This window comes from Vibrio aestuarianus, assembly GCF_028858425.1.
GTDB classification, from domain to species: Bacteria; Pseudomonadota; Gammaproteobacteria; order Enterobacterales; family Vibrionaceae; genus Vibrio; species Vibrio aestuarianus.
The window spans coordinates 102872-122883 of the sequence record NZ_JAKNYQ010000002.1; the positions used below are offsets into that span (position 1 = coordinate 102872).

The window sequence follows — 20012 nt, forward strand, 5'->3', positions numbered from 1 at the left end:
TATACCTATGTATAACACTATATTGGTGTGGAATTGTGACAGATTGGCAAGATAACCAACCTATCTTCCGTCAGTTAGCCGACAAAATTACCGAGCAAATTTTGCAAGGTATTTGGCCGGAAGAGCACGCGCTTCCCTCGGTAAGAAGTGTCTCGGCAGATATGAAGATTAATCACCTTACGGTGATGAAAGGCTACCAACTATTGGTTGATGAAGGCATTGTTGAAAAGCGTCGAGGTCAAGGTATGTATGTGACGAAAGGAGCATTAGCGCAACTACAAACCAAGCAAAAGCAGCGTTTTTTACAACAGCAAATCCCAGAAATAGCAAGCACGCTCAAACTGCTTGAAATGCCGCTGGAAGACTTTATCAGTCAATTAAAACAATATATTGAAGGTGATCAATGAGCCCGTTAGTCGAAATCAAAAACCTATCAAAGCAATATGCGAAGCAGGGTGATACCCGCAATGAAGCGCTGCATGATGTCAGCCTTGAACTACAAGCTGGACAAATTGTGGGTTTGCTTGGGCACAATGGTGCGGGTAAATCTACCTTAATCAAATCACTGCTTGGGGCGCATCATTATCAAGGTGATATTCGTATTCAAGGTCTAAACCCGATAGCGGATCGTGCCAAGGTGATGGCACATCTTTCTTATATTTCTGATGTCAACGTATTGCCTGATTGGATGACGGTTAAGCAGATCCTTCGGTATACCTCAGGTGTTCACCCGAGTTTTTCATTAGAAAAAGCAATGCAAGTATTGGCACAAACTAACATCCGTCTATCCAGTAAAATTCGTACCTTATCTAAGGGTATGAAAGTGCAGTTACATTTAGCCATTGTGATTGCCACTGATACTAAGGTATTGATTTTAGATGAACCGACGCTTGGACTCGATCTGATCTATAGAGATACTTTTTATCGCCATTTGCTTGAGTGGTTCCATGATGGTGAGCGAGCTTTGATTATCGCCAGTCATGAAGTCTCTGAAATTGAACATTTACTGACCGACGTGCTAATTCTGAAGCAAGGAAAAGTGGTTCTGCAAGATTCAATGGAGAGTATCAGCGAAGGGTATTTTATCCTAGAGGCCAATCAGTCACATAGTGATGCTATTCGATCGCTTCAGCCGTTGGCATCTGAGGTCAGTTTAGGCACGACGAAGTGGTTACTTTCCTCTGAATATCGTGGAGCAGTTGAAGGGTTTGGTGCCATTTACACTGTAAAACTTGCCGATCTATTTCTTGCTTTACAGAAGGAGAACGCATAATGCACGCCAGTATTTATATGCTTGAAAAAGAGCTCATCGAGAATAAAACGGTTACGCGTATTCCTTTATTCCTATTAGTGTGTGGGACGCTGTTGTTTGTTAGTTTATTGATGAACAATACACTACAACATAACCTGTTTTTTGAAATGGAATTTGGTGGAGATGTCAGTGACATACATTTAGAGTTCGCCGATGATCTCAATATGTTCATCACCGCGAGCGTGGGCTTCATTTCATTGATACTAAGTTCATTGTACTTCCCCAAAACATTTCGTAAAGAGCGCAAAGAAGGCAGTTCGATGTTTTGGCGTAGCATGCCAGTGAGCAACACAATGACTCATGTGGTCAAAATCGGCTTCGGTCTATTTTTGATCCCTGTTGTCTGTTCTGTGCTGGTGGTGTCTGCTGATATCATGTTGTGGCTGCTAAACTTTGCAACCGATGACCGTCTTGCCGTGCTGCTTGAACAACGCTCATTATGGTATGCGTTTCAGCATTGGTTTAGCTATGTTGGCATTATGTGGGTTATTGGGGTGTGCATGATCCCGCTAGCTTGTTTTACCTTATTGATTTCACAACTCTTCAATTCACCGCTATTGGTGATATTTGTTGGGGGTTATGCACTAAAATGGCTATCTATAGGGGCGTTCAATACGGACATGGTCGGTGATTTTTACCATGCAATTTTGAATTTACCACTGCAACTGCTGACATCATCTAACATCAGCGTGATACTCGAACAAGTTGGGTTGGGGAACTTAGCGGTTTATTTCGGAATTGGTTTAGTCAGTTACTGGGCCAGTCACAAGCTCTACAGTACGGATGAGTTATCAGTGACGTCGTTATGGGCTAGATAAAACCAACTGATATCGATTATGTATAGTTTTATGTAAAGGAGCATTTGTGGCTCCTTTCTTTTTATTTACTAACCTCACAAAATTCATTTTATTTGTACTATTACACTCAACAAATCTGCTTGTCTGCCGCTACCTATTCTAAGCTGTGTATTACATTGTATTTAATTTTTTAGCCTAAATGATGAATATCTAGAGTACGTCAAATTTATTTCGAGGCTAAAAATTATAATGCTCAATAGGTTGAGAGCTTCTGTCGGCCATACTAAAACTACTATTTCAAATAAATAGGTCTTCCTATGTTCAAAAATTTATCTTTAAAAAACAAGCTGGCGATTTCAGCCAGTGCTGCCATTATCCTAGGGGGAGTGTTAGTTGAGGCACTGTCGTATAAAGCTGCATTGGAGCGTTTAGATGTTGACGTTGAACAACGATTACAAAGTACCACCACATCGTACAGTCAATATGTAACCGACTGGTTGGTGTCAAAAGAGCGCTCGCTGACCGCTCTTCCTCAAGATTCAGAAAAAGCGGCTATTGTGACTCACTTGAAGCAAGTTCGTGATTCAGGCGCGTTTGATAACGTTTTTTTAGCGTATCCCGATGGCTCACAAGACAATGCGAACGGAGTCGTATTACCACCAGGCAACGATGACCCACGTCAATGGGGTTGGTACACCAATGCTAAAGCTAACCCGTCAAAAGTCTTTATGGATAACCCAACCGTTGCCGCTGCAACTGGCGCGAATGTTGTTTCTTTGGGTAAGGCGTTGAATCTACATGGCGATCAAGTTGTGCTTGGGGCTGATGTAGAAATTACCGATATTCTTAATACCATGAAGCAAGTTATCCTGCCGGGTGAAGGCTACATGTTTATCGCTAATGACCAAGGGAATATTTTCACCCACAGTAATACCAAACTGCTGAACAAAAGTGTTTCTGAACTTGGGTTGAGCTTTGCTGATATCCAAAAAGCGCTTTCAATACAAAGTGATTTGGCGATCACCATTAAAGGTGATGATTATGTGTTGTATGCCAGACCGATTGATGGAACAAAACTTAGTACAGTGGCTGTAATTAATCATGACTCTTTAGTTGCTCCTTTGTTTGACGCCATTTTAGGGCAGCTACTGGTGACCGCTATTGTGGTTATTTTATGTACAGTGCTATTTAATTTGCTTTGTAACGTATTGTTCCGCCCGCTTAACAACGTTTCTCAAGCTTTGGGGCAAATTGCTAACGGTAGTGGTGATTTAACTCAACGTATTGAGGTAGAAAATAATGACGAAGTCGGCGAACTTGCGAAAAATTTCAACACGTTTGTGGCAAGTTTACAGCAACTGATTGGGCATATTCGCCAACAATCACACCAATTAACCGAGCAGTCAGAGCATGGTGCACACCGCGCCAATCAGTCGGCATCTGAACTTAGTCATCAGCAGCAAGAAGTGGTGATGGTAGCTACAGCGGTCACTGAAATGGCATCAGCAACACAAGAAATTGCGTCACATGCTGAGCAAACAGCGCAAGCAGCGCAAGACTCTGCAACTAGCACTAATAATGGTCATGCTCTGGTTATTCAAACCAAAGGTTCGATCAATGATTTGGCTAGCTCTGTCAATGAAGCAAGTACCGTTATTGCGGCGCTTAATCAACATGCTCAAGAGATTTCAACCGTATTGGCAACCATTCAGGGCATCGCAGAGCAAACTAACCTGCTTGCTTTGAATGCGGCGATTGAAGCGGCACGAGCAGGAGAGCAAGGGCGTGGTTTTGCTGTGGTTGCGGATGAAGTCCGCGTACTTTCACAGCGTACCCATACTTCTACCGAAGAAATTAAGTCAACCATCGATACGCTACAAGAAACCACCAAGCGCGCAGTGGCGTTGATGCAAAGTAGTTCGACATTAGCATCGAATTCAGTTGATGATGCAGACAAGGCATCTCATGCATTAGAGGAAATTAATACCGCTGTTGCGTTGATCAGTGATATGGCAACTCAAATAGCAACCGCAGCCGAAGAGCAAACTCACGTAACCAGTGAAATCACACAAAATGTGACTTCGATAAAAGACGTGACTGAGCAGCTAGTCGTCGGCGCTGAAGATAGCTTGAGTCAATCCAATGAACTCAAGCAGCAAGCTGAAGAGCTCAGTGCCAAGGTGGCGACCTTTAAACTTTCTTAGTCATGTTGATGACAAACCAAAACGATGCTTCGGCATCGTTTTTTTTCGATTGAAAATTGAGCTAAAGATCAGATTTACCCTACAAACCTATCCCAATCAACAAGTATAGAATGTAACCAGTTGAATATGTAAAACCTTTGTTTCTGGCGATGGAACTCTTTTAAATCGGGTGATGTGGGCTCTTTTCACTTCGTTTTTCTTGTTTTCTCACTTAGTGAGAAAGCGGCTCTGTTATTCAACACAAATTCTCGCTATATAAGAATCATAGTTGAGGTGTGTGATGAATGGAGCTAAAAAGAAAACATGAATGAAACAAAACTCTCAGCCAACCAAGTTAATGAAAAGTCACTGCAATTGTTAATGCAAGTGGCAGTTAATGAAGAACCTGTGTCGGCAAAAGTATTGAGCGAGCAGTTACAAGTGCCGCTAAGTAGTTTGTATCGCCACCTTAAAATTTTAAAAGAGTGGAACCTGATTGAAGAAAGTCCTCATGACAAGACGTTAATCATAGGTTCTGCTGCACTGCTGCTGATGCGTAGTTATGAAACGAGCCAACATAATCTTGATGCCGTTGATGCGGTGTTAAGTCGGCTGCAAAAGCAAACCAGTGAAATGGCGGCCTACATGGTTCCGGTTGGTTACCGAGCCTTGTGTGTGAGCCAGAAAGAAAGTATGCAGGCGCTTCGATGCAGCTTCGTCCAGGGTCAAAGTCAACCCCTGCTTCGAGGTGCCTCATCTAAAGTTATGTTGGCGTATTTACCGGCTCAACGCTGCGAGAAAATTCTTCGTTATTTCGGTGAAGAACATCGTATGGAGAAATGGCAGGCTGAGTTGGAGAAAATACGTCGTAATGGGTACGCCGTCAGTACGTCGGAAATTGACCCTGGCGTGTCAGGTATTAGTGCCCCGGTAATGAAAGGGAGTAAGTTGATCGGCGCAATTTCGGTAATGGCTCCAGCCCATCGAGTTGAAGCCAATAAGCAACGGATCATCTTACATGTATTACAGGCAGCAAGAGCGTTGCCACCAGAAAGGTAATTCACAATGCTAAGTTTATTCAAACGCTATCGTATGGCTAGAACGCCAAATCAACACGTACACCCATTCACATTCATGACCTTGTGTGAGCGTGTTAAGCCGATGTCTCAAGTAGAGTTTGAATTTGCTCAGCAGAGCTTAGAATTTTCTTCCGATTGGCTTTATCAGCATCAAGCAAACGGCTGTTACTCTGATGCGGGTCATATGGTGGTGCAAAATAAAAATGCAGCCGGTTTTCAAGACAGTTTATATCAGCATTTAGCCGCTCGTTCATTGCCGGTTGTTCTCTCTAACTGTCATGAAACCTTACTCAATGCCTTACCGGTAATGGCGCTAGACGATCAAGAAGTTGGTCTGATTAACATTGGCCATCGATTTGATCTCAAACAGACGCTGGATTTACAGCTCGGTTCGGTTTTTCATTTTGCCTTGACTCGCTATAGCAATACTCGTCTTTTTTGTTTAGGAATTGATGAAACTTTGCAGGCAAATCAAGTAGTGGAGTATGCCGAAGATCTTGGCGTCAATTGGTTAACTCTAAGTGAATGCAGTTTTCGTTTCCGTAATAACTTAAAAGCACAGCTAGCGAGTTACATTGAACATTGTGATCAATTGATCATTAGTATTGATCTTGCGTCGCTTGTTTCGACGATGGGCGTTGATGAGAATCATGCGCTTGATAATCAAATGGTGCTCAGGACGTTAAGACAATGTGTTTTATCAGGAAAAGTAAAGCTGATTCAGTTAGTGGGAGCAAAGGATAAGCTCATTTATTCTAGGCAGACGAAAGAGATTTTCGATGAACTTTTCGCCTTGTCGCCCGAAATTACGCATGTGGCTTAGGAGAACACTTTCCTTAACCATCAATATTATGCTGATAAGTCAGTAAATGATCGACAGCGATGCCGGATGTATTTGGCAGCACGATTTCTAATTTGACCGCAGAGACTTTGAATTCTGGTATTTTCGCGTGAGGGTCGGTGGCACTCGAAGTAAGTTTATTTGCGGGAGATTCCGCGAAATGAAACGGTACAAATACTACTCCTTGCTGCATTCTTTTGGTGACAAAGGCAGGGGCTTCAATCATGCCACGTCGTGAACTTAAACGAACCATTTGACTATTATTGATACCTAATTGCTGGGCATCTTGCACGCTGATCATTACTCTTGGGCCTGCTAGGTTATCTAAACCTCGTGTTTTTCTGGTCATGGTTCCAGTGTGGAATTGTTCCAATAAGCGTCCAGTGGTTAAGATAAGTGGGTATTCACTATCAGGTAACTCCGCAGCGTATCTAAACGGAACGGCTACCATCTCGCCTTTGCCACGTTTAAAAGTGGTTTGATGCAAAATTCGTGTGCCTTCAGGGGCATGTTCATTACATGGCCATTGTCGACCTGTTTCACCAATGTTGTGCCAATGAATACCAGAATATTGTGGGGTGACTTGGCTGATCTCTTGAGTAACTTGCCTAACGTTTTGATAGCGCCATTGCCCGCCCATTGCTTGAGCTATGCGTTGTACTATCCACCAATCTTCTTTCGCTTCACCGGGGGCTTTAACTACAGGTGTTATGCGTTGAACGCGTCGTTCGGTATTGGTGAAATGACCTGATTTTTCAGCAAATGAATAAGAAGGCAACACTACATCGGCCAGTTGCGCTGTTTCAGAAAGAAAAATATCCTGCACTACCAAGAAATCAAGTTGTTTAAGTGCTGCTAACACATGGGCTTGGTTAGGGTCACTCAAAACGGGGTTTTCGCCCATCACGTATAATCCCCGCACCTGTTTTTGCTGCGCCGCATCAATAATCTCAGTCAGCGTTAAGCCTTTTTCTTGAGAGAGATGATCACATTGCCACGCTTTTGCAAACTTGGTCTGTACCAACGGGTTGGTCACTTTTTGATAACCGGGATAATCGCCTGGTAATGCCCCCATATCACAGGCTCCTTGCACGTTCGACTGTCCTCGCAAGGGATTGATGCCACCGCCTTCAACACCAATATTGCCGCATAACATCTGCAAGTTGGCGATTGAACGGACATTGTCATGCCCTGTGGTGTGTTGGGTTATTCCCATAGAGTAATAAACCGCAGTGACTGGCGCGGTGCCTATCATTTCTGCGATGCGTTTTAAGTCATCCACTTTTACACCCGTAATCAGTTCTACTTTTGCGGGTAAATAAGCGTCTGACATGACTTCCATTAATAATTCGTCAAACCCATCAACTCGTTTTTGAATGTAATCTTGATCATACCAAGCATTTTGGATGATCAGTTGCATGATGCCATTAAGCAGCATCACATCAGTGCCCGGACGGTGGGCGACGTAGACATCAGCGTGATCAGCCATTGTGATGCGTTTAGGATCGGCAACAATTAAGCGAGCCCCTTGTTTTACTGCTTGTTTGATGTGCGAAGCAATGATCGGGTGAGCAGAGGTGGTGTCCGAACCAATGATAAAGATAACATCAGAATGCTTAATGCTTGGGATATCATTGGTCATGGCACCACTTCCGAGTGATGCCTCTAGGCCAGTGACGGTTGATGCATGGCATAGCCGAGCGCAGTGGTCGACATTATTTGTGCCAAACTCACAACGGATTAATTTCTGAAACAGATAGTTGTCTTCATTGGTGGTTTTTGCTGAGGAAAAGCCCGCTAATGCGTTACCACCGTGTTTAAGTTTTAGTTGAGAGAATGTGCTGCCCACCAATGCAATGGCTTCATCCCATGTAGCTGGATGCAGTTGTCCATTTTTACGAATTAGTGGGGTTGTTAGCCTTTCGGGGCTATGAATGAAGTCGAAACCAAACCGACCTTTGACGCATAACATCCCTTGATTAACGGGAGACTTTTTATCTCCTTCGACATAGCGAATTTTGTTCTGTTTTTCATCAACGTACATCACTACTCGGCAGCCGACTCCGCAATAAGTGCAAATGGTTTTTATCGGTTTAAGTACTTCTATCCGTCCTTGGGATTTATCACGCTTATCTACCAGAGCGCCCGTTGGACAGACTTGTACGCAAGCTCCGCACTGCACACAATTGGAATCTCCCATTGACGCGCCATGAGTAAACCATGGACGATTTGTGGTGTGTGAATTTGGCATGTGAGAGAGATGCAATGCACCATGCACTGTTTGTTCTTGACAGGTTTGCACACACAATCCGCAGCTAATACAGCGGTTAGCATCAAATACAATAAACTCGCTACTTTTGTCGACAGGAAAATGCTGCTTATCTTGGTTAATTAGCTGCTCAGGCATTACATGATATTCACTCGCGTAATCACGTAACTTACAATCGGTATTGGCTTGGCATCCACACTCTAAGCAGCGCTTTGCTTCTTCTTTTGAGGCTTTTACGCCGGCATCCAGCTCGACTTCTGAAAAATTGGTACGGCGATATAAGCTGGGTAAGTGAGGGAAGAGTACCCGCCTTTTGCTTGCTTCTAAGTGGTATTCACTGCTTTTTACTTCGCTCAGTTGTGCGGCTTTTTGGCTATTGAACGTTTTTAGTTTAGGGGCGAATTCACCCAGTAATAATTTTTGAGCGATGGCTTGTGCAGCCACCTTCCCATCAGCGATGGCTTCTATCGCTGTGGCGGGTCCGCGCCTAAAATCACCAATTGAAAATAAAGACCCTTGATGATGCATAGTGTGGGCATCTACTTGCGCCGTATTTTTCTGGGTGAGAGGGGGCGGCGTAGTTAGCCCTGAAAAAATATCGGTATCTGGAGTCTGAGATAACGCAGCGATCACCGTGTCAAACGCTTCTTCATAGATTTCGCCAGTGGCTATAGGCTGACGACGGCCAGAGTTGTCAGCTTCTCCAAGCTCCATTTTTTCAAGGCGTAGTGCGCGTACCTGTCCATACTCATCGCTGAGGTTTTCTAGCGGGTTGGTGAGGAAATCGAATTTAACGCCTTCGTGTGCAGCTGCTTCTATTTCGTATTCTTCAGCTGGCATTTCAGATAAGGTTCGACGATAGATAAGGGTAGTTTGTGCACCTAACCGCTGGGCTGTGCGTGCACAATCGATAGCGGTATTACCACCCCCAATGACCGCAACCTTTTTGCCTGTGATGCATTGCTTGGTGGTAAGCGAATCTTTTAAATAATCCACACCTAAATAGCAGCCTTTTAATTGACTTCCAGGATAGTGAGCACTTACCGCTTTAGTTGCACCAATGGCTAAACAAACGGCATGATAGTCACGCTGTAGGTTATCGAGAGTGAAATCTTTTCCAATTTTATGGTTACATAATATTTTCATGCCTGAAGCAGTAAGGAGTTCAATTTCTTGATCGAGTAGCTTTTTGGGTAAGCGGTATTCTGGAATGCCGTACTGTAGCCACCCGCCCGGTTTGGGCATCGCTTCAAACAAAGTAACACTAAACCCCAGTTGGCGTAGGTAGTAACCACACGCTAACCCAGCAGGCCCCGCGCCTACAATGGCGACATTGTAACCATTGTTTGAGACTGGCTTCGCCTGATAAGGCGTGTTTTGTTGTAAATCGATATCAGCAGCGTGACGTTTCAGTTGGCGGATAGCTAAGGGTTCATCAATCAGCGAACGGCGACATTGTGCTTCACAAAACGCCGGGCAGACCCGGCCAATAGAAACGGGGAGAGGAAGATGACGCTTGATGATTTCTACGGCTTTTTGATGTTCTCCTTTGGCTATGTGATGTAGGTAAGATTGAACGTCAACATGGGCAGGACAAGCTACTTGACAAGGCGCTTCGCAGTCCGCGTTGTGGTCAGATAGTAATTTAGCCAAGGCAAGGTTGCGTTTTTCTGATAGTGCTTTTGACTGTGTTCGGAAGTGAATATTGTTATCAACCGGGTGCTCACAGGCACGAACTAACACACTATTGCCATCTTTAGTTTCGACTTCAACCACACAGAGATCGCAATGGACTTTTCCGGTTTGGTGGCTGGCTGCGCAAAGGGTTGGAATGGCGACTCCTACCGATGTGGCGGCTTCCAGTAGAGTTGATGCTTGACCAACTTGATATTGAACGTCATTGATCACCACTTTCATAGTTCGCCCCTAAAAAGATACGCACGTTCAGAGTTACACCTCACATCCTTCGCGCAGGTTGCTACGATGAATGTTGAGCTCTATGAAAACGCACTGAAGTAGGGTTTTCTAATTAGGTGCTGAATAAAGTGCGTGTCATAAGGTGCTAATGTCTGCATCAATCTTGTGGTTATTGCATTGAGTATAAAAAATCCATGCTGTGAATCCCTAGATCTAGTTCTCATTTTGGTTAAACAATCGTCACGATTAGGCAATATAAATTTAACTAATTTGTCATGTTTAACCGCTAAGCTGCTTTCCATATCTAATAACAAGGCAAGTAAAGTCAAGGAGCAAACATGTGGAAGCGTGATGAGCAAGAGTCTCAATTTAGTGAAATGATCGAAGCGAGGCTTTCTCGCCGTCGCTTTATGGCGGGCAGTGCGGCAGTTAGTGCTGGTGCATTTTTAACATTGAATCCAGTCGCTAAAGCTGTTGCTGCGCAGCCTAATTCATCGTTGCTTAACTTCGAACCAATACCGACATCAACAGCCGATAGCGTCATCGTGCCGAAAGGCTACAAGGCAACACCGTTAATGTCTTGGGGTGACCCGATTTTTGCAGATGCGCCCGAATTTGACCAAAGTGGCAAACAAGATTCAAGTGCGCAAGAGCGCCAGTTTGGTGATAACACGGACGGTATGAGCTTCTTCCCCATTGCTGATGATCGCGCTGTACTGGCTATCAATAACGAATACACCAATTACGAATATCTGTTCGCTCACAAAGGCGAAGCCATGACCGCCGACGATGTTCGTAAAGCGCAAGCTGCTGTTGGGGTGACCATTGTTGAAGTAGTACGAAAAAATGGCCAATGGATGGTGGATCGTTCTGGTCAGCGAAACCGCCGCATTACGGCCAATACCCCAATGCAATTGACGGGGCCTGCGGCCGGTCATACTTTGATGAAAACTGATGCTGACCCTAGTGGCATGAAACCTTTCGGTACTTTTAACAACTGCGCCAATGGTCAAACCCCATGGGGCACGTATCTAACTTGTGAAGAAAACTTTGATGATTTCTTTGGGACCGATCAAGCGGGAGTGTCACTAACGGCAGATCAAAAACGTTATGGTATTGAAGCTAAACCGAGCAGCTATAAATGGCATCAACATGATGCACGTTTTGACGTGGCGAAGAACCCGAATGAACCAAACCGCTTTGGCTGGGTAGTTGAAATTGACCCGAATGATCCAACTGCCACGCCACTAAAACGTACAGCGTTAGGCCGTTTTAAGCATGAGAATGCGGCACTGACCATCAACAATGATGGGCATGCGGTGGTGTATCTTGGTGATGACGAACGTGGTGAACATCTTTACAAATTTGTTTCAAAAAATCGTTACCAAGAGGGCGATGATGCGGCAAACCGCAATCTTCTCGAAGAAGGTACGTTGTACGTTGCTAAGTTTGATATGAATGATAAAGAGCTGAAAGGCCAAGGGCAATGGATTGAATTAACCTTTGGTAAAAACGGTTTAACACCTGAAAATGGTTTTAAGGATCACGCAGAGGTGATGATTTTTGCTCGTCGTGCGGCAACGCAAGTTGGGGCAACCACTATGGATCGTCCAGAATGGGTGGCGGTGCATCCAAGTAACAAATACGTTTTCTGTACTTTAACCAATAACAAAAACCGTGGCGTAAAAGAGGGACAACCTGTCGGTGGTCCCAACCCTCGTGCGAAAAATAACTACGGGCAGATTCTGCGTTGGATGCCAGTCAACGGCGACCACACTAGCGACAAATTTGCATGGGATCTGTATTTAATCGCCGGTAACCCAACGGTTCACAAAGGTAATTTGTACGCTGGTAGTGACAATATTCATGCTGACAACATGTTTAACAGCCCTGACGGTATTGGGTTCGATAAAGCCGGTCGTTTGTGGATTCAAACTGACGGTAAGTACTCCAATAAGGGGGACTTTGCAGGTCAAGGCAACAACCAAATGCTGTGTGGTGACCCGATTACGGGTGAAGTGCAGCGTTTTCTAACAGGTCCTATTGCGTGTGAAATTACCGGATTAACCTTCTCGCCAGACCAAAAAACTATGTTTATTGGTGTGCAGCACCCCGGTGAAGATGGGGCTCCTTCTCATTTTCCTGACGGTGGTAGTACTAAGCCTCGTTCAACGATAATGATGATCACTCGCGAAGATGGCGGTGTTATCGGTGCATAACGACACCAGTTTAAGTCACTAAACCGTTCAAAAAATAATAACCAGTTGGCTATATGATATTCAGGGAGCTTCGGCTCCCTTTGTTAGTTTTGCATTAAAACTCGGATGCTTTGTAATACGGTTTTGTAGCGAGTGGGTAACTGTCGATGGTATTTCTGTAAACTATAGACCGTCTCATTAATACTGGTTTTAGGCTGGTGCAGCCTGACCTGCTGCTGCTCAACGTGAGCTTCTACCGCACCAAAAGGTAAGACAGTAAATCCAATTCCTTGTGTGATCGGCACTAAGATTTGACTAAGTTGATTGATATAACCGACGCTAGGTAATGAGTCAATGGCAATGCCTGCCAGCGCTTCATCTTGGCTATGTGCAAAATAGATCGAGAGGTAATGCTCGGCATCAGGGTGGCGAATGAGGCCAAGTTTTTGTAACAGTTCTGGCGTGACCTGCGTATTTTTGGTCGAATTTGGTATTACTAAGCACAGAGCCTCTTGACCAATTTGTTGCCATTGATAGGCACCTTGTGCAGGTTTTTGGGTAACAATACCGATGTCAGTCGTGCCATTTTTTATCGCCTCTACAATTTTATTGTGAGGTGCGACTTCGATATGAATGACTAGCTGTGGATGCTTCGTCTGTAGCGCAATGAGCGTCGGATAAATACGCATCGCCATTGCACCAGAACAGGAAATATAGCAGTTGCCAGCGTATGGGTCATCAAAACTCAGTTGTTCCAATAGCTGCAATTCGTTGCGCTTTTGTTCCAATGTGTACTGATACATCAATCGACCTTGCTCGGTAAGATCAAAACTCTTTTTTTCTCGCTTTATCAAAGCGTGGCCGCACGCCTCTTCTAATTTCTTGATGTGCTGACTGACGCCCGGCTGTGTCATATGTAGCTTTTCTGCCGTGCGGGTAAAATGACCGACATCGATCAGAGTTTTAAAAGTATTGAGCCAGATTGGGTTAAGCATCGTCAATCACACGGATAACAAAATATTCTTAATTTAAGATTAAATCATAAACGTATGTTTGCATACAATCATCTCGATGGATAAGAGCTAAACCTGAAAAACAACACGATAGGGTAATACATCGTAGCGTTACCACTCGCTTTTGCTTTTCTATTTTTGCTGACAATTGATATCATCACCGTTCTATAGTCGGGGAGCCAAATATCAAGCTTATTTTAGTTTGATTGGGCTGAGATCGCAGTGCGAGACCCGTTGAACCTGATTCAGTTAATACTGGCGTAGGGAACTATCCACTTTGTCATTGAAAATGAAAACTTGTTTCCTTTTCAATCATGTTGCGGATGTGGTGGACTAATATTAGTCATCATTCCTACGCGCTTACTTTTCGGAGCGTGTATGTTTCAAGCAAATCCTAACTCTCATATTCCTATTGTACTTACCATTGCTGGTTCTGATTCTGGTGGTGGTGCGGGTATTCAGGCCGATATAAAAGCCATTTCAGCGACGGGTGGTTATGCATGCTCTGTTATTACTGCATTAACGGCCCAAAATACGCAGCGAGTCAGTGGGGTCTTACCGATTCCTGTTACTTTTATTGAGCAGCAACTCGACGCCGTATTTACTGACCTCAACATTATTGCGGTAAAGGTTGGAATGTTAGCAGACGCTAATATCATTCAAATCGTTGCGCAGAAATTACGTCAGTATCAACCGCAATTTATCGTGCTTGATCCGGTGATGGTCGCAACCAGTGGTGATCTGTTATTGCAACCAGAGGCGATTGATTCTCTCAAAACCCATCTATTACCGATTGCCACTGTTGTGACACCTAATTTAGCGGAAGCTGCTGCTTTACTTGGTACTGCAATACCAGCTACTGAGGCTCAAATGCACCAAATGGTAGAAAAAATTCGTGGCTTAGATTGCTTTGCAGTATTGCTCAAAGGTGGCCATTTAGAAGATGAAGTGAATAGCAACGACTTATTGATAACAGCGGATAAGACTCACCTATTCCAAGCGCAGCGAATCGCAACGATGAATACCCACGGTACTGGGTGTACACTCTCTTCGGCTATCGCTTCATACTTAGCCCAAGGGGATGAGTTACAGGCCGCTGTTAGTGGTGCGAAACAGTATCTTTCACAAGCGATCAGCTGTGCTGATAGGTTACACGTGGGGCATGGGCATGGGCCTGTCGATCATTTTTATAACTTACGTACTGGTTTGGACTTTAAGCGTTAAATATATCCCCTTCCTACTTGAAGATGCAGCGGTGTTGGCTGCGTTCGTTTACCCCAATCACATAGCCTGCCTATGCTCAGGGGGATAAACTCATTTGCCGCCTACCTGCAACTCCAAGTAGTTTGGGTATAAAGTTGTCGTTTTTTGGCATTTCTTTGCCATCGAATTGACCGCGATTTGATACATTTTACACATCGGCCCCGTTATTATCTCTCTCTATTTTATAGTGCTGTGGTGAGTGATGTGTTGGGTGTAAAGAATCAAATTCATATCAAAAAAACGAGTATGGTTTTGTTGGCGTTGTTTGCCTTATTGTTAATTCCTATATCATATGCTGGTTTGCTGATTGATTTGACTGCACCGGTTAATGAGCAGTTAGGTGCGTTTTTTACTTATTTAACCGATTCAGCAGGTTGGCAGGGCTTTGGTTTGACTTTAGTAACGCTGGCTTTTTTGGTCACTCGCACCAAGTGTTCCAGGAAAATGATGCTTAATCGAGTAATTCAGCTTGGTTTACTGCTTGTGATTGGTATGGGTGCGAAAACTGGTCTAAAACACTTAACGGAAAGTCCGCGTCCCTATACGCAATTGATGACCCAGCAACTGCTTATTCCAAACCCAGAGCATTTTTATAAATTGGATGCTATACAAAAAGCGCAGGTTATTAAAAGTGTTTCGAGTCGAGTTAGCGAGTGGCGTTTGCGTCATTGGCAAGGGGAAATAGATTACTCATTTCCATCTGGGCACACCATTTTCGTCGCCATTTGTTTAGCTTTTTTTGGTGGATTATTGGTTGAACAAAAACATTATGCACTTGTGGCGGGTTTAATGTTGTGGGCCTGCGGCGTGGCGTTTAGTCGGCTGTGGTTAGGGATGCATCGACCTGCTGATTTATATGGCTCTTTGCTATTTGTTAGTATGATTTATCTGCTTGTACCGAGATACTATCCACTGGATCACCCTAAACTAAGGCCAATATTGAACAGATTTCATCTATGTTAAAGGTCAAAGTAAAGTGAGAAGTTACGGTTAAGAAAAATAACTAACCCAAACAACTTCAAATAGGAAAGGTATAATCCAGAAAAAAGAAGCCAGCAAGTTTGATGCTGGCTTTTTACATGTTGATGTGGTTAAGCGAAGAGTGACGAGATTACGCCAATTAAACCGCCGAACACACCGCCCCACACTACGAGCCAACCAAGGTGTTGTTTGATCATTTTTTGCACCATTTCTTTGACCAGTTTTGGGGTCAGTTCATTCAACCGTTGATCTATGATGTTTTCAATATTAGCTTTGATTTCTTCCATCATCGCTGGGGATTCAAACTGTTCTTTTAATGCTTGCTTAACACTCTCGCTTTGGCTGATTTCAACCACAGACTGCTGCATTTTTTCTACAAAAGGTTGTTTTAATGGCTGTAGTGCTTCAGTACCGCCAAACATCGCCAGCATGCCACCAAACGAAGACTGTGCAATGACTTCAACTAATGAATCAAAGGTTGGGTTGAAATCAACTTTGGCGATCACAGGTTCTAGGTTGAGTGTTTTGCTGCCGGTCATTTCTTTATTTAGGAAACGATCAATGTTGGACTCAGTGAAAAACTGTTCCATCATCAGGTTTTTTATTGCCGCTTTGAACTCTTCAAAACGCGCAGGAATGACCCCAGAGCCATACAATCCCGGTACTTTTTCAAACAGCATGTGAATGGCCAGCCAGTTGGTAATGGCTCCAGAGAAAGCAAAAAGGCCGGCGTATAATGCGATTTGGTTGTCCAACTGGTAACCTGCGCCTAATAATACAAGCGCAATAATATTGGTAACTAAGCTCTTATTCATGATCCGATTCTAATGAAGTGAGATTGATTGATGCGAATTCTAAGGAAAAATAGCGCAATGGGGAAGTATCAGCGAAGCAAGCCTCGCTGACTTAAGGTTTATGCGACTTCGTTATTTTCGTCGTCACAGCCAATAAAACCACCGGTTTGATGCGCCCAAAGGTGAGCATAAATACCGTTTTGAGCGATCAGCTCTTGGTGAGTGCCTTGTTCGATAATGTTGCCTTTATCGAGAACGATCAAGCGATCCATCGCGGCAATGGTTGACAGACGGTGAGCGATGGCAATCACGGTTTTGCCTTGCATCAGCTCATTCAAGCTCTCTTGGATGGCGGCTTCTACTTCTGAATCTAGAGCTGAAGTGGCCTCATCCAAAATCAACAATGGCGCATCTTTCAATAACACACGAGAAATCGCAATGCGCTGGCGTTGTCCCCCAGAAAGTTTTACACCACGTTCACCTACTTGCGCGTCATAACCCACGTTACCAAATGGGTCGGTTAGGGTTTCTATGAACTCATGGGCATGTGCTTGTTTGGTCGCTTGAATCAATTGCTCTTCACTGGCTTCTGGGTTGCCATACAAAATATTGTCGCGAATTGAGCGATGTAACAGAGATGTATCTTGTGTCACCATGCCAATTTTACTGCGTAGTGAATCTTGGGTTACTTGATCAATGGCTTGATCATCAATCTTAATTTGGCCGCTTTCTACATCATGAAAACGCATCAGCAAATTAACTAAAGTGGATTTTCCCGCACCTGAACGCCCAACCAGACCGACCTTTTCTCCGGGCTTGATATTGAGCGTTAAGTTACTGATCACTCCTTTGTTTTCACCATAATGAAAACTAACATCGTCAAACTCGATCCCACCATTTTGTACCACCAAAGGTTTGGCGTCTGGTTTATCTTGGATTGAAATGGGTTTCGACAGGGTTTTCATACCATCAACAACCGTCCCCATATTTTCAAACAGAGCACCGACTTCCCACATGATCCATTTCGACATGCCGTTGATACGCAGTGCGAGGCTGATAGCAATAGCGATTGCACCAATGCTGATTGCACTGGTCATCCATAGGTAAATCGATACCGCAGAAATGACAAAAACCAGAATATAGTTTGCTAGCTCAACACACAGATTAAAGCCAGTCACTAAGCGCATTTGACGGTTTACTGTATCTAAGAAACTTTCCATGCCTTGCTCGGCATACTCAGTTTCACGGCGGCTATGAGAGAACAGTTTAACGGTCGCAATGTTGGTGTAGCTATCGACGATACGCCCAGTCATGGTCGAGCGTGCATCGGCTTGCTCAGATGCTACTTTTTTCAGTTTGGGCACAAAATGGAGCTGAATACAGATATAAACGGCGAGCCAAGCCAGCATCGGCATCATTAAGCGCCAATCAGCTTGTGCGAGTATCACTACAATGGCAGTGAAATAGACGGAAACATAAACAAAAACATCAAGTGTTTTCATCACCGTTTCCCGAATCGATAACGCCGTTTGCATCACCTTTGTTGCGATTCGCCCGGCAAAATCATCTTGATAGAATGAAAGACTTTGCTTGAGCAAATAACGGTGCGCCAACCATCGAATGGACATTGGGTAGTTACCCAGCATAGTTTGGTGAATAAGCAACGAATATAGGCCAATCAAGAGCGGCATGATAACCAACAGCAATATTGAAAGGCCAATCAGCGTACTGCTGTTGTCGGCTAAAAAGGTTTCAGGGTTGCTGGTGGAGAGCCAATCAACCAATTTGCCCATAAAGCCAAACAGCGACACTTCAACAACAGCAATAATCGTGCTTAGCAGTGTCATAACAATCAATGGCTTTTCAAAACCACGTGTGTAATAGCGACAAAATGCCCACAGAGTATCAGGCGGCTGCTGTGGTTCCTCTTTTGGGAAGGCTTGGGTAAAGCTTTCAAATTTCTTATACATCGAAAATCCTTATGCCAATTCTCGCTAAAATGTGTGAGACCAAAAGCCTAAAGTGCGAGGATCAGACGTTGAATTCCAGTGAACTGGAAGAGATAGATAATTCGAACAGAAGTATAACGAAATCACCACATAAATGGCGGATTAGTTTTGATACCCCCCTCGTTTATACCCAAACAACTTAATGAGCACCGAGCACTGAATATTCTTTGCATATTCCATGCATATTTTTGAGTGGCGTCCCGTTTTAGCAGTAATTATTGCTGACAAATTTGTAATTTACAGAAAAAGAGTAAAGTTAAGCCGATGAAATAATCATAAAATCAGCAAATCTTTACTTAACATTATGTTTACAATTCAAGTTAAGTAAGTGGAAAGGATAAGTTCTATGATATTACAAGGACAATTGCTCTCACAGCCAGAATTGAAAAACGTACAAAACGCTAATTGCGTTGTGATGGTGCCACCAAAAGAGTTCAAGTTTAATGCACAAACCGCGCAAGATAATGAGTTTCAGCATCAAGTATCGCTAACAACAGCGCAAGTTCGTGAGCTTGCAATGGCCGAATTTAGAACGATGGTTGATTCATTGCGTAGCGAAGGTGTGCAGGTGGTCGAGTTTGATTATCCACTTTCCGAGCAGGAGACTCCAGATGCAGTTTTTCCTAATAACTGGTTCAGTACCACTGCTGATGGCAAGTTATTTTCTTTCCCAATGGCGTGTAAAAATCGTCAGCATGAGGTGAGGCCTAAAGCGCTTATTGAGGCGTTAAAATATGCCGGAAGAGTGGTGTCAGCACAAGATTCGTTACTTGATTATCAAGACAGCAACGCGTATCTCGAAAGTACCGGTGTGATGGTGATGGATCATAGTAACAGGACGATTTATGCTGCTTTGTCGCAACGTTGTGACCGTGAAGTGTTAGAAGATTATGCCAATCGAATCGGTTATCCGCGGGTTGTTTCGTTCCAAACGGCTTTGCCTTCAGGGCAACCAGTTTACCACACTAACGTGATGATGGCGGTAGGTGAAAACTTCTGCGTTATTTGTGATGAAGTGATTCCAGAATTTGAACGTCGATTTGTTGTGAAATCACTGGCGAAAGACAAGCAGGTGATTTCTATTTCATTGGATCAGATGAACCGTTTCTGCGGCAATATTTTGCAATTAGAGACTGTTAATGGTGATAAAGTGATTGCGATGTCGAAATCTGCCTTTGATGCTTTTTCTCCAGCGCAACGCTCACAGCTTGCGAGCCATGGTAAATTGTTGCCTTTTAACGTCAAAACGATTGAAAATATCGGTGGTGGTTCAGTGAGATGTATGCTCGGAGAGGTATTCTTGCCGCCTAGCTGCAACTCCAAGTAGTTCGGGTATAACTCATTTTTTTATTTACT

14 protein-coding genes and 1 riboswitch are annotated in these 20012 nt (G+C 43.9%); of the genes, 10 read left to right on the top strand and 4 right to left on the bottom strand.

What is annotated here, in order from left to right:
* Positions 1 to 35 precede the first annotated feature (35 nt).
* The 6 genes from MCT08_RS14185 to MCT08_RS14210 all read left to right on the top strand — a co-directional run bounded on the left by MCT08_RS14185 (position 36) and on the right by MCT08_RS14210 (position 6194).
* A complete protein-coding gene (locus MCT08_RS14185; protein WP_053311608.1) occupies positions 36 to 407 on the top strand; it encodes a GntR family transcriptional regulator in 372 nt (123 codons plus the stop codon).
* A complete protein-coding gene (locus tag MCT08_RS14190) occupies positions 404 to 1273 on the top strand; it encodes an ABC transporter ATP-binding protein (RefSeq protein WP_192074169.1) in 870 nt (289 codons plus the stop codon). Before MCT08_RS14185 ends, MCT08_RS14190 begins: the two co-directional genes overlap by 4 nt.
* Positions 1273 to 2130, top strand: coding sequence for a hypothetical protein (locus MCT08_RS14195; RefSeq protein ID WP_261918471.1), 858 nt, complete (start codon positions 1273 to 1275; stop codon positions 2128 to 2130). The genes MCT08_RS14190 and MCT08_RS14195 overlap by 1 nt, the downstream gene beginning before the upstream one ends.
* 296 nt (positions 2131 to 2426) lie before the next feature.
* A complete protein-coding gene (locus MCT08_RS14200; RefSeq protein ID WP_168780666.1) occupies positions 2427 to 4313 on the top strand; it encodes a methyl-accepting chemotaxis protein in 1887 nt (628 codons plus the stop codon).
* A gap of 303 nt (positions 4314 to 4616) precedes the next feature.
* On the top strand, positions 4617 to 5351 hold the full coding sequence (locus MCT08_RS14205; RefSeq protein WP_053311612.1) for an IclR family transcriptional regulator: 735 nt from the start codon (positions 4617 to 4619) through the stop codon (positions 5349 to 5351).
* A gap of 6 nt (positions 5352 to 5357) precedes the next feature.
* The gene (locus tag MCT08_RS14210) at positions 5358 to 6194 is read left to right on the top strand and encodes an arginase family protein (protein ID WP_168786947.1); all 837 of its coding nucleotides are present in this window, start codon (positions 5358 to 5360) and stop codon (positions 6192 to 6194) included.
* A gap of 13 nt (positions 6195 to 6207) precedes the next feature.
* Here the strand turns inward: MCT08_RS14210 and fdhF are convergent, their stop codons facing one another.
* Positions 6208 to 10398, bottom strand: coding sequence for a formate dehydrogenase subunit alpha (gene fdhF / locus MCT08_RS14215; protein ID WP_274678707.1), 4191 nt, complete (start codon positions 10396 to 10398; stop codon positions 6208 to 6210).
* A 338-nt stretch (positions 10399 to 10736) separates the two neighbouring features.
* Here fdhF and MCT08_RS14220 point away from each other — a divergent pair, with 338 nt between their 5' ends.
* The gene (locus MCT08_RS14220) at positions 10737 to 12617 is read left to right on the top strand and encodes a PhoX family protein (protein ID WP_274678708.1); all 1881 of its coding nucleotides are present in this window, start codon (positions 10737 to 10739) and stop codon (positions 12615 to 12617) included.
* A gap of 83 nt (positions 12618 to 12700) precedes the next feature.
* Here MCT08_RS14220 and MCT08_RS14225 read toward each other — a convergent pair whose 3' ends face one another.
* Positions 12701 to 13591 (bottom strand): LysR family transcriptional regulator, encoded by an 891-nt coding sequence (locus MCT08_RS14225; protein WP_171980073.1) that lies wholly within the window; start codon positions 13589 to 13591, stop codon positions 12701 to 12703.
* A 180-nt stretch (positions 13592 to 13771) separates the two neighbouring features.
* Positions 13772 to 13893: riboswitch (TPP riboswitch) on the top strand.
* 94 nt (positions 13894 to 13987) lie between these two features.
* On the opposite strand from MCT08_RS14225, the gene thiD reads away from it, so the two are divergent.
* Complete coding sequence (gene thiD / locus MCT08_RS14230; protein ID WP_274678709.1) at positions 13988 to 14833, top strand: bifunctional hydroxymethylpyrimidine kinase/phosphomethylpyrimidine kinase; 846 nt, start codon at positions 13988 to 13990, stop codon at positions 14831 to 14833.
* A gap of 246 nt (positions 14834 to 15079) precedes the next feature.
* Positions 15080 to 15835, top strand: coding sequence for a phosphatase PAP2 family protein (locus MCT08_RS14235; protein ID WP_168524879.1), 756 nt, complete (start codon positions 15080 to 15082; stop codon positions 15833 to 15835).
* A gap of 128 nt (positions 15836 to 15963) precedes the next feature.
* Here MCT08_RS14235 and MCT08_RS14240 read toward each other — a convergent pair whose 3' ends face one another.
* Both MCT08_RS14240 and MCT08_RS14245 read right to left on the bottom strand, forming a co-directional pair.
* Positions 15964 to 16668 carry a DUF445 domain-containing protein gene (locus tag MCT08_RS14240; RefSeq protein WP_274678710.1) on the bottom strand — a complete coding sequence of 235 codons (705 nt, stop codon included), beginning with the start codon at positions 16666 to 16668 and terminating at the stop codon, positions 15964 to 15966.
* A 98-nt stretch (positions 16669 to 16766) separates the two neighbouring features.
* Positions 16767 to 18617 (bottom strand): ABC transporter ATP-binding protein, encoded by a 1851-nt coding sequence (locus MCT08_RS14245; protein WP_274678711.1) that lies wholly within the window; start codon positions 18615 to 18617, stop codon positions 16767 to 16769.
* 385 nt (positions 18618 to 19002) lie between these two features.
* Between MCT08_RS14245 and MCT08_RS14250 the strand changes: the two genes are divergently transcribed.
* The gene (locus tag MCT08_RS14250) at positions 19003 to 19983 is read left to right on the top strand and encodes an arginine deiminase-related protein (RefSeq protein WP_274678712.1); all 981 of its coding nucleotides are present in this window, start codon (positions 19003 to 19005) and stop codon (positions 19981 to 19983) included.
* The last annotated feature ends 29 nt before the right edge of the window (positions 19984 to 20012 follow it).

Bases quoted from the DNA above. Each gene is read 5' to 3' on its own strand.
- MCT08_RS14190 (WP_192074169.1), top strand. From the start codon at position 404: ATGAGCCCGTTAGTCGAAATCAAAAACCTATCAAAGCAATATGCGAAG.
- MCT08_RS14195 (WP_261918471.1), top strand. From the start codon at position 1,273: ATGCACGCCAGTATTTATATGCTTGAAAAAGAGCTCATCGAGAATAAA.
- MCT08_RS14200 (WP_168780666.1), top strand. From the start codon at position 2,427: ATGTTCAAAAATTTATCTTTAAAAAACAAGCTGGCGATTTCAGCCAGT.
- MCT08_RS14205 (WP_053311612.1), top strand. From the start codon at position 4,617: ATGAATGAAACAAAACTCTCAGCCAACCAAGTTAATGAAAAGTCACTG.
- MCT08_RS14210 (WP_168786947.1), top strand. From the start codon at position 5,358: ATGCTAAGTTTATTCAAACGCTATCGTATGGCTAGAACGCCAAATCAA.
- fdhF (WP_274678707.1), bottom strand. From the start codon at position 10,398: ATGAAAGTGGTGATCAATGACGTTCAATATCAAGTTGGTCAAGCATCA.
- MCT08_RS14220 (WP_274678708.1), top strand. From the start codon at position 10,737: ATGTGGAAGCGTGATGAGCAAGAGTCTCAATTTAGTGAAATGATCGAA.
- MCT08_RS14225 (WP_171980073.1), bottom strand. From the start codon at position 13,591: ATGCTTAACCCAATCTGGCTCAATACTTTTAAAACTCTGATCGATGTC.
- thiD (WP_274678709.1), top strand. From the start codon at position 13,988: ATGTTTCAAGCAAATCCTAACTCTCATATTCCTATTGTACTTACCATT.
- MCT08_RS14240 (WP_274678710.1), bottom strand. From the start codon at position 16,668: ATGAATAAGAGCTTAGTTACCAATATTATTGCGCTTGTATTATTAGGC.
- MCT08_RS14245 (WP_274678711.1), bottom strand. From the start codon at position 18,617: ATGTATAAGAAATTTGAAAGCTTTACCCAAGCCTTCCCAAAAGAGGAA.
- MCT08_RS14250 (WP_274678712.1), top strand. From the start codon at position 19,003: ATGATATTACAAGGACAATTGCTCTCACAGCCAGAATTGAAAAACGTA.